The organism is Nocardioides albidus, from assembly GCF_006335005.1.
GTDB classification, from domain to species: domain Bacteria; phylum Actinomycetota; class Actinomycetes; order Propionibacteriales; family Nocardioidaceae; genus Nocardioides; species Nocardioides albidus.
The window spans coordinates 465,349-479,679 of record NZ_VDMP01000025.1; the positions used below are offsets into that span (position 1 = coordinate 465,349).

Genomic DNA, 14,331 nt, shown 5'->3' on the forward strand with positions numbered 1-14,331 from the left:
AGGGACTCGACCACCTGCTGCGTCGGCTCAAGGGGGTGACCGGCCCGGCCACGGGCGCCACGCCCGAGACCGCCGCCCGGCGGGTCGCGGAGGTCGACCTCGAGCGCCCGCTCGCCGACGCGACGCAGGTCCTCGACGAGATGTCGCGGCTGTGGCTCGACGACGCCGTGTGGTTCCACGAGCCGACCTACGCCGCCCACCTCAACTGCCCCGTCGTCGTGCCCGCGCTGCTCGCGGAGCTCTTCGTCGCCTCGGTCAACAGCTCCCTCGACACCTTCGACCAGAGCGTCGGCGGCACCTTCATCGAGCGCCGCCTCATCGCGTGGACCGCCGAGCGGATCGGGTTCGGCGACGAGGCGGACGGCGTGTTCACCAGCGGCGGCAGCCAGTCCAACCTGCAGGGCCTGCTGCTCGCGCGCGGCCGGCTCGAGCGGGTTCCCGCCCAGCGGCTGCGGATCCTGGCCTCGGCCGAGAGCCACTTCTCGGTGCAGAAGTCCGCCCGCCTGCTGGGGCTGGGCGAGGAGTCGGTGGTCAGCGTGCCGACCGACGAGCGGCACCGACTCGACCCGGCCGCCCTCGAGCGCTCGCTCGCTGCCTGCGTCGACCTCGGGCTGCGGCCGATGGCGATCGTCGCGACGGCGGGGACGACGGACTTCGGTGCGATCGACCCGCTCGAGCAGGTCGCCGACCTCGCGGTGGCCTACGACGCCTGGCTCCACGTCGACGCGGCGTACGGCGGCGGCCTGCTGGTCTCCCCGACCCGCCGCGACCGGCTGCGCGGCATCGAGCGCGCCGACTCGGTGACCATCGACTTCCACAAGACCTTCTTCCAGCCGGTCTCCTCGAGCGCGATCGTGGTGCGCGACCGCGCCACCCTGCGCCCGGCCACCTGGCACGCCGACTACCTCAACCCGCGCGAGGCCACCAACCCCAACCAGGTCGACAAGAGCCTGCAGACCACCCGCCGCTTCGACGCGCTCAAGCTGTGGGTGACCCTGCGGACCATGGGGCCCGAGCTCGTCGGGCGGTACGTCGACGCGGTCGTCGACCTCGCGGGCGCGGCGTACGCCGCCCGGTGCGACGCCCCGGACCTCGCGTTCGCCGCCGTCCCCGAGCTGAGCACCCTCGTCCTGCGCTACGTCCCGCCCGGCCCGCCGCTCGCGGAGAGGGACAGCGCCGCGCTCAACAACGCGATCCGCGAGGACCTCTACGCGTCCGGTCGGGCGATGGTCGCGGCCACGAAGGTCGACGGCGTCCAGCACCTCAAGCTCACCCTGCTCAACCCGATGGCGACGGTCGAGGACATCACGGGGGTCCTCGACCTCGTCCGGGAGGCGGGGGCCCGGCTCGCGCCGGCGGGCTCGACGGCGCTGGAGGTGGCGCGGGGAGCGACGAGATCCTGGACTTCGTCGGCATCGGGTTGGGCCCCTTCAACCTCGGCCTGGCGTGCCTCACCGACCCGCTCAGCCGTCCGGACGACCACGACGGCATCTCCGGTGTGTTCTTGGAGGCCCGCGACCGCTTCGGCTGGCATCCCGGCATGCTGCTCGACGACGCGACCCTCCAGGTGCCCTTCCTCGCCGACCTCGTGACCATGGCCGACCCGACGTCGCGCTGGTCGTTCCTCAGCTATCTCAAGCAGAGTGGGCATCTCTACCCGTTCTACATCCGCGAGAGCTTCTACCCGCTGCGCAAGGAGTACGACGACTACTGCCGCTGGGCCGCCGAGCGCCTGCCGTCGGTGCGCTTCGGGCAGCGGGTCACCGGCGTCGAGCACGACGGGACGGCGTACGTCGTGCGTACGGACGGCGATGCGTCGTACCGCACCCGCCGCCTGGTGCTCGGGATCGGCACGTCGCCGAGGATCCCCGATCCCCTCCGGCCCGTGGTCGATCGCGGCACCGCCGTGACCCACTCGGCCGACTACCTCGCCCGCAAGGCGGAGCTCCAGCGACAGGAGCGGATCACGATCGTCGGCAGCGGCCAGAGCGCGGCGGAGATCTATCACGACCTGCTCTCGGAGGCGCCCGCGCACGGCTACGAGCTGGTGTGGCTGACACGCAGTCCGCGCTTCTTCCCCATGGAGTACACCAAGCTCACCCTCGAGATGACCTCGCCGGAGTACGGCGACTACCACCGCGCCCTGCCGATCGACACCCGCGACCGGTTGGCGCGCGAGCAGCGCCATCTCTTCAAGGGGATCAGCGGCGACCTCGTCGACGCGATCTTCGACCTGCACTACCAGCAGCGGGTGACCGGGGACGGGCCGCGCACGACGCTGCTGACCAACACCGAGGTCCGCGCCGCACGTCCGGTGGCCGGCGGCAGCGAGCTCGACCTGCTCCACGTCGAGACCGGCGAGCCCTTCTCCCTCGCCACCGGGGGCCTGGTGCTCGCCACGGGCTATGCGCCCACCCCGCCCGCGTTCCTCGACGGCGTCCGCGACCGGATCCGGTACGACGCCCGCGGCCGCTACGACGTCGCCGCCGACTACTCCGTCGACGTCCACGGCGGCGAGATCTTCGTGCAGAACGCCGAGGAGCACACGCACTCGCTGCTCGCCCCCGACCTGGGCATGGGGCCCTACCGCAACTCGGTCATCGTCGCCGCGATGCTCGGCCGCGAGGTGTACCCGATCGAGAAGCGGATCGCCGTGCAGACCTTCGGCGTCCCCGACCACCTGAAGCGAGCCATCTGATGGACATCACGATCGAGCCCCTCGACGTCGAGCGCGACCTCGACCTGCTGCACGCCTGGGTCACCCACCCGCGCTCGGTGTACTGGATGATGCAGGACGCCACGCGCGACGACGTGCGCGAGGAGTACGCCGGCATCGTCGCGAACCCGCACCACGACGCCTGGCTGGGCCGGGTCGACGGCGCCCCGCGGTTCCTCGCCGAGACCTACGATCCGGCGCACTCGCCGCTGGCCGGCCTGCCGGAGCTGGGCGAGGGCGACCTCGGGATGCACGTCCTCGTCGCCCCGCCCGCCGGCCCGTCGGTGCGCGGCCTCACGACAGCGGTCTTCGACGCCGTGATGGCGCATTGCTTCGCCGACCCGTCCGTGCGGCGCGTCGTCGTCGAGCCGGACGCCCGCAACGAGCCGATCCGCGCCAAGAACGTGGCTGCTGGATTCGTCGAGCTGCGCGAGATCCCCCTGCCGGGCAAGACCGCGATGCTGTCGGTCTGCACCCGTGCGGCGTTCGAGGCCGCACGCTCGGCCGAGCACCTCACGCCCGCGCTGATGGACCGCGCCCAGCGGCACCTGGTGGCCAAGGCGCTGGGGGAGTTCGCGCACGAGCGGCTGATCACGCCGGCCCCGGACGGGGAGGGATTCCGGGTGGTGGCCGGGTCCTCGGCGTACTCGTTCGCGGCGCGCCGCCACCCGCTCGACCACTGGGTCGTCGACCCCGCCTCCATCGAACGGCTGCGGGCGGGCGTGCCCGCGGACCCCGACGCGCAGGAGCTGATCGCGGAGCTGGCGCCCACGCTGGGGATCCCCGACCAGCTGCTGCCGACCTACCTCGAGGAGATCGCCTCCACGCTGGCCGCCGGTGCCTGGAAGCTGCGCCACCGGCGGGTCCCCGCCGCCGACCTCGTCGGCGCGGGCTACCAGGAGATCGAGTCCGCGATGACCGAGGGGCACCCGGCGTTCGTCGCCAACAACGGCCGGATCGGGTTCAGCCTCGACGACTACCGGGCCTACGCGCCCGAGGCCGGACAGCCGGTGCGCCTGCACTGGGTCGCCGCCCGCCGCTCGCTCACGCACCTCTCGCTCGCCCACGACACGACCGAGCACGAGCTGTACGACGGCGAGCTGGCGCCCGAGGTCCGCGACCGCTTCGACGGCCGGCTGCGCGCGCTCGGCGTCACGCCGCAGGACTACCTCTACCTGCCGGTGCATCCCTGGCAATGGCAGCACAAGCTCGCGGTCACCTTTGCACCCGACGTCGCCCGCCGCGACCTCGTCCACCTCGGCGCCGGCGACGACGACCACCGCCCCCAGCAGTCGATCCGCACCTTCTTCAACGCCGGCCGGCCCGAGCGGCACTACGTGAAGACCGCGCTCGCCATCCAGAACATGGGCTTCGTGCGCGGGCTCTCGCCGGCGTACATGGCCGCCACGCCTGCCATCAACGACTGGGTCGCCTCCGTCGTCGAGTCCGACGACGAGCTGCGCGCGTGCGGGTTCGGGGTGCTCCGCGAGGTCGCGGCGATCGGCTACACGGGCGATGCCTTCCACCGCACGGCCGAGCCCTCGCCGTACCGCAAGATGATCGCCGCGCTGTGGCGGGAGAGCCCGGTCCCGCGCACCCCGGACGGCGAGCAGCTCACGACGATGGCCGCGCTGCTGCACCGCGACGCGGACGGCGACTCCCTCGTCACCGCATGGATCAAGGAGTCGCCCGTCGACGCGGCGACGTGGGTGCGGGCCTACCTGCGGGCCTATCTGCGCCCGCTGGTGCACTGCCTGCACGCCTACGACCTGGCGTTCATGCCGCACGGGGAGAACCTGCTGCTCCGGCTGCGCGACCACGTCCCGGTCGGCGCGTTCATGAAGGACATCGGCGAGGAGGTCGCCGTGATGGCCCCTCCCGGTGGGGCGAGGCTGCCGCTGCCGGCCGAGGTCGAGCGGATCCGCGGCGACTTCCCCGACGACGTCAAGGCGCTCGCGATCCACACCGACGTCTTCGACGGAGTGCTGCGCTTCGTCGCCGCGATCCTCGACGACGACGGGATGCTGCCCGCCGAGGGGTTCTGGGCGATCGCCCGGGAGACCATCGAGGAGCACGCCGCCGACCACCCCGAGCTCGCCGACGCGGCCGCGGCGTACGACCTGCTGCGGCCGGAGTTCCGGCACAGCTGCCTCAACCGGCTCCAGCTGCGCAACACCCTGCAGATGGTCGATCTCACCGACCAGGCCGAGTCGCTGATCTTCGCCGGCACGCTCGCCAACCCGCTCGCGGTGCAGTCGTGATCGTCCGCGACGCACACGGAATCCCCAGTGTCTTCGGGGGTTCCGTGCTCGAGGTCGCCCGTGAGCAGGGGATCGCCATCGCCCAGGACCGCGCCTGGCAGCTCGAGGTGGAGCGCCGTCGCGCGGAGGGGACGTGTGCGGAGATCTTCGGCGAGACCGCGCTGGAGTGGGACGTCCTCGCCCGCCGGGCGCTGGTCGTCGACCTCGCCCGCCGGGCGTACGCCGCGCTCACGCCGGAGAGCCGTGCGTTCGTCGACGCGTACGTCGACGGCCTCAACGAGGTGCTCGAGCGGCCGTGGCGGCCGTGGACCCCGCTCGCGGTGTTCGCCGTGCAGCACCTGCTCTTCTCCGGCTTCCCCAGCCAGCTCTGGCGACGGCACCTCGCCGCGACCACGGGGGAGGAGTGGCTGCCGCTGTTCCGCGTCGAGGGACTGCCGGGCGGCAGCAACGCGCTCGTCGTCGACGGCTCGCTGACCGCGAGCGGGCTGCCGATCCTGGCCGGCGACCCGCACCGGGTGATCGAGGCGCCCGGCTGCTACGCCCAGGTCCGCCTGGTCTGCACCGACCCGGCCGACCCCTTCGACGTCGCCGGACTCACCTTCGTCGGCGTCCCGGGCGTGCAGCACTTCGGCCACGCCGGCGACGTCGCCTGGGGCATCACCAACGCGGTGGCCGACGACGAGGACGTGTATGCCGAGGAGCTGGTCCGTCACGGGGATGCCGTCATCGCCCGTGGCGCCGGCGGCTGGGAGCCGGTGGCGCGGCGGGTCGAGCTGGTCCGGGTGCGGGTGGGGGAGGACCGCTACGACGTCCGCGAGGTCGAGGTGCTGGTCACCGATCGTGGTCCGGTCGTGCTCGGTGGGCCCGACCAGCCGGAGACCCACAGCCTGCGGACACCGTCGTACGCGCTCGGGAGCCTCGGTCTCGACGCCATCCTCCCGCTCCTGCGCGCCCGGCGTACCGCCGACGTCACCGCCGCCTTCGGCCACTGGGTCGGCCCGGTCGACAACCTCGTCGTGGGTGACCGGTACGGCGCCACCGAGCATCGGGTGGTCGGCCGGATCCCCGTCCGCGACGAGGAGCGCCGGTGGACCGGCGAGTGGGTCGGTGAGCTGCCCCGGCGGACCGGGCCGGTGCTGGTGACCGCGAACGACCGTGCCACCGCGGAGTTCGACCGGGTGGGGCTCGACTTCGCCCCGCCCCACCGGGCGCGGCGGATCCGCGGGCTGCTGGACGAGCTGGTCGCAGCCGGTCCGCTGACTCCCGAGGCCGTCGCCGCCGTCCTCGCCGACGACCGGCAGACGGCCGGCACCGCCCTCCTCGACACGCTCGGGTCGCTCGTCGACCTGACGGTCCCCGCGGCCGGTCTGCGCGACCGGCTGCTCGGATGGGATCGGCGGATGGCTGCCGACAGCGTCGACGCGGCGCTGTTCGTCGCCGTCCGTGCCGCCGTGGTGGAGGGTCTGTTCGACGCCCCGGCGCTGCGGGGTGTCGACGGATCGCCGTACGGCGAGCTGTTCGGGCCGTGGTTCGACCTGCGCGCCCGGATCCGCCTGTGCCTGCCGGCGATCCTCGCCGCGGACAAGCCGTTCGGCGTCGACGTGCTCCAGGTCGTCGCGACGGCCGTCGAGGAGGTCGCGGCCGGGCCCGAGCCCGCGCCGTGGGGGAGCGGGCACGTCGTCGTACCGCTGACCCCGCACCAGCAGCTCGGCCTGCCGGCGCCGGCGGGGTCCGCGCCGCCGTACGTCGCCGTCGCCGGGGACGACGACTGCGTCCTCGCCACTCGGGCCCTCGGCGGGACCGGCGCCTGCGTGCACGGGCCGGTCGCGCGCTGGGTCTGGGACCTCGCGGGGGACAGCCGCTGGGTCGTGCCGCTCGGCGCCTCCGGCGACCCGGCCTCGCCGCACCACCACGACCAGCAGGCGGTGTGGGCCGCCGGCGGATCCCTTCCCCTCGAGCATCCTGCGGAGCAGCCATGACCGTCCTCGTCCGCCCCGTCGACCCCGCCGCCGACGCCCCCCTGCTCCACTCCTGGGTCACCCAGCCGCGCGCGGTGTTCTGGGGGATGACCGACCACTCGCCGGAGGACGTCGGGCTGGTCTACGCCTGGATCCAGGACCAGGCCCACCTGGCGGCGTACCTCCTCGTCGTCGACGACGTCCCCCTCGGCCTGGTGCAGACCTACGACCCCGAGGTGGACGAGATCGGCGAGTGGTACGACCGTGCCCCCGGCGACGTCGGAGTCCACCTCCTGCTGGCCGACGACCCGCACCGCGCCGGCCGCACGGCGGACCTCATCGCCGCCGCGCTGGACCGCGTCGCGCACCTCCCCGGCTGCCGGCGCATCGTCTTCGAGCCGGACGCACGCAACGCCGCCTCGATCGCCCTGCTGGATCAGCTGGGCTGCACGCGCGGACCGCTCGTCGACCTGCGCACGAGCATCTCGGAGAAGCCCGCGCAGTTCTTCTTCCTGGACAGGGAGCGGGCGCTGACGACCGCCCGTCGTTCGAGGCGCACTCCCGCTCCTCCAGGCGCTCGAGCCGGGTAGGTCGTGTGAACGGCGAGACGGGCGGAGTAGAGCGGGTCTCCCAGGCAGCCACGCGGTCAACAACGCGTGGTTGCGTGGCGCCCCGCTCGCGGTCGACCTCTCCGCTTGGCTCCACGAACTCGCCGGACTCCACGACGGGACGGCGACGACCGCGCCCACCTGGCTCGGCTCCGCCGCGAGTTGATCTGCATCCCTGGCCGCGTCGTCCGGCACGCCAGACCCACCCCCGTACGGGTTCCGCCTCCCCGAGAGCGCCCTGCTCAATCCACGCAATCGCCGACCTAACCCGCCGATGGCGCCACTTGCTGCGAGACCGGGCCAGAGGTCGGCATTGCTCGGAGTCGAGCGACAGCTTCGGCGAGGCGAGCGCGGGACGGCCCGCGACTTGTCGTCGCGTTCACCGCACGGGTCCGGACCAGTCCACCACCGGTGCCCTTGTGGCCACCGGTGAGATGGGTCAGGAAGTCCTTCACCGTGGCCCACCCCCGCGGTCGTAGCGCGTCGGTGGCCTCGAGCCGGTCGATGCCCCGCAGCAGTGCGGCGTAGGCGCCGGTGTGGGTTTCGCCGGTGTGATGTCTCAGGACATCGGTGACACGTCGCCGGACGCGCCAGCGGACTCCGGAGCCGTCGGGCTCAGGCCAGGATCTCGTTCAGGTCGAGCTCGACGGTCCCGAGGTCGGCAACATGGAACCTGCCCGACGGGTCCGACGGACCCGATGCGATCTCCACAGGCGTGATCCCGTGAGCCGTGTGAGCCCGTGAGACGGAGTTGACGAGACGAAATCTGGCGGCGCAGCGGCTGGAAATCCCAGCACCGGAGGCTGAGGGACGACAACCGGACCTCTGCCTGCCAGGAGCCTGTGATGACCCTCACCAGTCCCAGCGGTGGCGACCTCGCCGCCCGCGCACCCGAAGCGACCCTCCACCGACGGAAGGGCCGCTGGATCGACGACTGGCGCCCGGAGTACGAGCAGTTCTGGGCGGAGACCGGCGCGCCGATCGCCAGGCGCAACCTGCTCTGGTCGATCTTCGCCGAGCACCTCGGGTTCTCGGTGTGGCTGATCTGGAGCGTGAGCTCGGCGTTCCTGGTCGCCCAGGGATTCACGTTCACGCCCCAGCAGCTGTTCTTCCTCATCGCGATCCCGAACCTCGTCGGCGCCCTGATCCGGGTGCCCTACACCCTGGCCGTCGGGAAGTTCGGCGGCCGGAACTGGACGATGATCAGCGCGGCCCTGCTGCTCATCCCCACGCTGAGCTTCGCCTACGCGGTGACCCGCCCCGATACGCCGTACGCCGTGTTCTGCGTCATCGCCGCCACTGCCGGCTTCGGCGGCGGCAACTTCGCCAGCTCGATGGCGAACATCAACTTCTTCTACCCCGCCCGGCTCAAGGGCGCGGCGCTCGGCCTCAACGCGGCCGGCGGCAACCTGGGTGTCGCGATCATCCAGTTCTTCCTGCCGGTGATCGTCGGCGGGGCCGGCATCTTCGGGCTGGTCAAGGCCAGCGAGGGCGGGATCCACCTCGAGTGGGCCGCGTTCGTGTACGCCGCCCTGGCCGTCGTGGCCGTGCTGGCCGCCTGGTTCCGGATGGACAACCTCTCCAACGCGAAGACCGACACCCGTCAGCAGCTGAGCGTCCTCAAGCACAAGTACACGTGGGTGATGTCGTTCCTCTACATCGGCACCTTCGGCTCGTTCATCGGCTACTCCGCCGCGATGCCGCTGCTGATCAAGCTCAACTTCTGGCGCCAGCCGGTCCCCGCGGTGCACGGCATCGGCATCAACTTCGCGTTCTACGCCTTCCTCGGGGCGCTCGTCGGCTCCGTCGCCCGCCCGCTCGGCGGCTACCTCGCCGACCGGTTCGGCGGTGGCCGGATCACGCTGATGGCCTTCGGCGGCATGGTGCTCGGCACGCTCGGCATCCTGGTCACGCTCGGCATGCTCGAGCCGCTCCCGCCGGCGCCCGACAAGGCGACGCTGGCGAAGATCGCCGCCGATCCGGCCGCCTTCCAGTTCCCTGACGCCGTCCGCGCCGCGGTCGAGGCCAACTCCGACGTCTTCCCGCTGTTCCTCGGCATCTTCCTCTTCGTCTTCGCCTGCACCGGCATCGGCAACGGCTCGACCTACAAGATCATCCCGGCGATCTTCCGCACCGACGCCGAGCGGGCCACCGCCGCCGACACCCCCGAGCGCGAGCTCGCGCTGCTCGACGGCACCAAGAAGTCCTCCGCCGCCGTCGGCATCATCGGTGCGGTGGGCGCGATCGGCGGCTTCCTCATCCCGATCACGTTCGGCTCTCCGTGGGTCACCGACCCGCTGGCCGCCACGAAGGCCGCGTTCATCGTGTTCACCTGCTTCTACGTGGTCTGCACGCTGGTCACCTGGGCGGTCTTCCTGCGCAAGCCGTCGGTGGTCAAGGCGCAGGCCGAGCGGGGGTACGCCGGGCTCGGGCTCTGACTCCTCTGGTGGAATGGGGTGATGCGCACCCTGGCACTCGCCCTGATGCTGGCCCTGTTCCCCGCCCCTCTGGCCGCCGCCTCGGCGACGGAACGCGCCACTGGGCCGCTGCCCTCAGCGGCCCAGTGGCAGGCGGACGTCCGCGCCGTCTACGCGAGGAAGCGTCCGGGGGCCTACCTGACGCAGCGTGCGGCGAGTGGCGAGAAGCGCCTGGCCGTCGTCCTCGACATCGACAACACCTCGCTCGCCACGCACTACTCCTGGCCCGCGCCGATCAAGCGGACCCTCCGGCTCACCCGCAAGGCCGAGAGCAAGGGGATGGGCGTCTTCTTCGTCACCGGTCGGTTCGCGGACAGCCTCGACAACGTGACGCGAGCGCTCGACGCGGCGGGCTACCACCACGACGGGATCTGCGGGCGCCAGCACGGCGAGACCCTCGCCGACAGCAAGCAGCGTTGCCGTGCCGAGTACGCCGCGCAGGGGTGGACCATCGTCCTCAACGTCGGCAACCGGAGCACCGACTTCGTCGGCGCCGACTACGAGCGCAAGCTCCGGCTGCCCAGCTACGGCGGCGCGCTGAGCTGACCCGTGAGGCCGTGAGGAGTCGTTGACGCCGGCGTCCTCCGCGCGCTGCCGATGCGCAACGAAGGTCGCGTGGAATGGCACGCATGGACGCCACCCGGACCCATTGCCCCTACTGCAGCCTGCAGTGCGGCATGGCGATCTCCCGGGTCGCGACAGGATCGGCCGCCAGGAGGGTGGCCATCGAGATCGGGCCGTGGGCGGAGTTCCCGGTCAACGAGGGCGCGCTGTGCCGCAAGGGCTGGACGGCCGGAGGGCTGCGCGGGAGCCGGGAGCGGCTGACCTCGCCGATGGTCCGTGACCGGGCGACCGGCGAGCTGCGCACCGCGAGCTGGGACGAGGCGCTCGACCTGGTCGCGCGACGCATCGCGGTCCTCCAGGCCGCGCACGGCAACGACGCCGTCGCGGTCTTCGGCGGCGGCGGTCTCACCAACGAGAAGGCCTACCAGCTGGGCAGGTTCGCCCGCGTCGCGCTCGGGACCAGCCAGATCGACTACAACGGCCGGTGGTGCATGAGCTCGGCCGCCAGCGCCGGCAACCAGGCGTTCGGCGTCGACCGCGGACTTCCCTTCCCCCTCGCCGACGTGGAGCAGGCCGACGTCGTGGTCCTCGTCGGCTCCAACCTCGCCGAGACCATGCCGCCCGCGGCGCGCCACCTCGACCGGCTCCGCGAGCGTGGCGGCAAGGTCGTCGTGATCGACCCGCGGCTGACGCCGACCGGGGAGCGCGCCGACCTCCTGCTCCAGCCCGTCCCCGGCACGGATCTCGCGCTGGCGCTGGGCGTGCTCCACCTGCTCGACGCCCAGGGCGCGGTGGACGAGGAGTACGTCGCCCGGCGGACCACCGGCTTCGACGACGTACGCCGCGCGGCCGCGGCCTGGTGGCCCGAGCGGGTCGAGCGGACCACCGGGATCGCCACCGACGAGCTGCACGCCCTCGTCGCCCTGCTCGCGAGCGCCGACAAGGTGATGGTGCTGACCGCCCGCGGAGCCGAGCAGCACGCCCAGGGCACGGCGACCGTGCTCGGGTGGATCGACGTCGCGCTCGCCCTCGGCATGCCCGGCAAGGAGTACGCCGGCTACGGCTGCCTCACCGGGCAGGGCAACGGCCAGGGAGGTCGGGAGCACGGGCAGAAGGCCGACCAGCTGCCCGGCTACCGGATGATCGACGATCCCGCCGCCCGCGCGCACGTCGCGCAGGTGTGGGGCGTCGCGCCGGAGAGCCTGCCCGGGAAGGGGCGGTCGGCGTACGAGCTGCTCGACGCGCTCGGCCAGGACGGCGGCCCGAAGGCGCTCCTCGTGCACGCCTCCAACATCGTCGTGTCCGCACCCAACGCCACGCATGTCACCCGCCGGCTCGAGGCGCTCGACCTGCTGGTGGTGTGCGACATCGTCATGTCGGAGACCGCCGCGCTCGCGGACGTCGTGCTGCCGGTGACCCAGTGGGCGGAGGAGACCGGCACGATGACCAACCTCGAGGGCCGGGTGATCCTGCGCCAGCGCGCGGTCACGCCGCCCGAGGGGGTGCGCAGCGACCTCGACGTGATCGCCGGCCTCGCCGAGCGCCTGGGCTCGCCGATCCCCTTCTCCACGGACCCGGAGGAGATCTTCGCCGAGCTCGGGCGCGCGTCGGCCGGCGGGAAGGCCGACTACTCGGGCATCAGCTACGAGCGGATCGTCGAGGAGCAGGGGGTCTTCTGGCCCTGCCCCGCCGCCCCCGCCGGCGAGTCGCCGCATCCGGGGACACCGCGGATGTTCGCCGACTCCTTCGCCACACCGGACGGGCGGGCGAGGTTCGTCGTGCCGGAGTACGTCGGTCCCGCCGAGGAGCCCGACCCGTCGTACCCGCTGCATCTGACGACCGGACGGGTGCTGTCGCAGTACCAGTCCGGCGCGCAGACCCGGCGGATCCGCGACCTGCCCGACGAGGGTGCGTTCGTCGAGATGCACCCGATGCTGGCCGAGCGGATCGGTGCCCACGACGGCCGTCCCGTCGTCGTCCGCACGCGTCGCGGCGAGCTGAAGGCGCCCGCGCGCATCGTCACCACCATCCGCCCGGACACCGTCTTCGTGCCCTTCCACTGGGTCGGCGCCAACCGGCTCACCAACGACGCCCTCGACCCGTCGAGCCGGATGCCGGAGTTCAAGGTCTGCGCCGCCGCGGTCCTGGTGTGACGGGCCCGGGCGGGCATCGTCCCGGCTGCACGCGGCGGACGTCAGACGTCCGGTGGGTTCGAGCGCTAGGTTCGTACGACCCTCCCGCCGGTCACCTCCGGCGCTCCCACACGTGCAGGTCCCCGTACGCCGTCCGCTCGCGGTAGCTCCTCACGAAGGACGCCTGCGCCCGGTCCGCGTCGATCCCCCAGCTCGCGAGGCCGTGGCCGCTCACGACCACCCACCGCGGCGCGTCGGGCGAGTCCAGGACGGCCTGCAGTTCGCTCAGGTCGGCGTCACGGACCCGCACGGGCAGGCTCCACAGGTGGGCGTAGGGGCTGGTCAGTCCGCTGGCCGCGACGATGTCGGGGCGACCGAAGGCCACCACGACGCCGTCGTCCGGGTCCGCGTGAGTGCGCAGGTAGCGCGCGACCTCGCCGTCCCTGGCGATCGCGGCGTCCACCGGCGCGGTCAGCGCGTGGACCCAGGCAGCGAGGCAGGCGACGCCGGTGACGAGCAGGCAGGCCTCCACGACCCGGCGGCGCCGGCCGCGCGGGTGCACCAGGCACGCCAGCAGGACGACGCCCGGGACGAGGCCGGTCAGGTAGTGCAGCCAGTAGCTGCCTCCGGCGGCGACGCCGAGGGTCTCCCAGGCCGCCATCGCGAGCGCCGCGACGGGCAGGGGCGCGGCGCGCGGCCCCTCCTTCACGGCCGTCCGGGCGGCCAGGAAGGCTGTCGTGAGGAGGGTGATGGCCGCGCCGCTGACGACGAACGCCAGCGCCACCAGAGCCATCCGGTGGTCCGTCGCGGGGGACGCCTCGGAGCCGATCACCGCCCCCGCCCGGATCCGGAAGACGACCACCGCGTCCCACAACGCGACCGGCGAGGTGCCCCTGGTGGCCGCGGAGGCCAGGACGACGGTGAGCGTGCCGACCGCGCCCGCGCCGAGCGCGAGCACCCGCCGCCCGAGCTGGGGGACCTGGCCCGCCGACAGGGGGATCAGGATCAGGGCGAGGACGAAGACGTCGACCATGTTCTGCTTCACCAGGGCCGCCGCCATCCCCGCGGATCCGGCGGCGGCGGCGAGCACGAGCCCGCGCCCGCCGACCGGCTCGGCGAGCGCGGTGATCAGGCACAGCACCCCGAGCAGGATGAACGGGGCGGCGAGGATCTCCCCGTTGGTGGCGGGCATCCCCAGCAGCGGGCTGGACAGCAGCGCCGCGGCGAGCATCGGGACGATGCGCTGCGGCCAGCGGGACAGGGGCGTCGCCAGGCGCGCCGCGAGCACGCCGGCGAGGATCACGGCGGCCGCGCTCGCGGTCGCTCCCACCAGCTTGACCCCCGGCGCGACCGTGCCCGCGGTCGCGAGATCGACCGGGCCGAGGTGTCCGGCGAGCCGGAAGATCCAGATCAGCAGCGGCGGGCGGTCGACCCAGTGGTCGCCGTACAGCGAGCTTCCCGGCCCCCACTGCCGCGCCAGCAGCAGGAAGCCGGCCTCGTCGGACTCGAGGGGCGTGCGCAGGAAGGGCAGCCACGCCACGAACGCGATCGCCGCGGCGACGTACGACGCCCGCGACACGCGCCTGAGCTCGCCCATGGCTCGAACCTAGGGCAG

The 14,331-nt window shown here is 72.9% G+C and carries 8 protein-coding genes and 1 pseudogene; 8 read left to right on the top strand and 1 reads right to left on the bottom strand.

Features of this window, described 5'->3' with window-relative positions; all coding sequences use genetic code 11:
* Positions 1–35 precede the first annotated feature (35 nt).
* From FHP29_RS15375 to FHP29_RS15410, 8 genes and pseudogenes are all read left to right on the top strand, one after another.
* Positions 36–1,055 (top strand): annotated as a pseudogene (locus FHP29_RS15375) (pyridoxal phosphate-dependent decarboxylase family protein); the annotation flags it as partial.
* A gap of 365 nt (positions 1,056–1,420) precedes the next feature.
* Entirely contained in the window at positions 1,421–2,698 is a 1,278-nt protein-coding gene (locus tag FHP29_RS15380) for a lysine N(6)-hydroxylase/L-ornithine N(5)-oxygenase family protein (RefSeq protein WP_240044526.1), read from the top strand.
* Positions 2,698–4,977: a GNAT family N-acetyltransferase gene (locus FHP29_RS15385; RefSeq protein ID WP_139623722.1), complete on the top strand. Its 2,280-nt coding sequence runs from the start codon at positions 2,698–2,700 to the stop codon at positions 4,975–4,977. Before FHP29_RS15380 ends, FHP29_RS15385 begins: the two co-directional genes overlap by 1 nt.
* 44 nt (positions 4,978–5,021) lie before the next feature.
* The gene (locus FHP29_RS15390) at positions 5,022–6,956 is read left to right on the top strand and encodes a penicillin acylase family protein (RefSeq protein ID WP_240044527.1); all 1,935 of its coding nucleotides are present in this window, start codon (positions 5,022–5,024) and stop codon (positions 6,954–6,956) included.
* Positions 6,953–7,525, top strand: a complete 573-nt coding sequence (locus tag FHP29_RS15395) for a GNAT family N-acetyltransferase (RefSeq protein WP_139623724.1) — start codon at positions 6,953–6,955, stop codon at positions 7,523–7,525. The genes FHP29_RS15390 and FHP29_RS15395 overlap by 4 nt, the downstream gene beginning before the upstream one ends.
* An 863-nt stretch (positions 7,526–8,388) precedes the next feature.
* A complete protein-coding gene (locus FHP29_RS15400) occupies positions 8,389–9,981 on the top strand; it encodes an MFS transporter (protein WP_139623725.1) in 1,593 nt (530 codons plus the stop codon).
* A gap of 21 nt (positions 9,982–10,002) precedes the next feature.
* Positions 10,003–10,566, top strand: a complete 564-nt coding sequence (locus FHP29_RS15405) for an HAD family acid phosphatase (RefSeq protein WP_139623726.1) — start codon at positions 10,003–10,005, stop codon at positions 10,564–10,566.
* Between the two features lie 83 nt (positions 10,567–10,649).
* On the top strand, positions 10,650–12,737 hold the full coding sequence (locus tag FHP29_RS15410; protein WP_139623727.1) for a molybdopterin oxidoreductase family protein: 2,088 nt from the start codon (positions 10,650–10,652) through the stop codon (positions 12,735–12,737).
* 91 nt (positions 12,738–12,828) lie between these two features.
* Here FHP29_RS15410 and FHP29_RS15415 read toward each other — a convergent pair whose 3' ends face one another.
* On the bottom strand, positions 12,829–14,313 hold the full coding sequence (locus FHP29_RS15415; RefSeq protein WP_240044528.1) for a hypothetical protein: 1,485 nt from the start codon (positions 14,311–14,313) through the stop codon (positions 12,829–12,831).
* Positions 14,314–14,331: the final 18 nt, after the last annotated feature.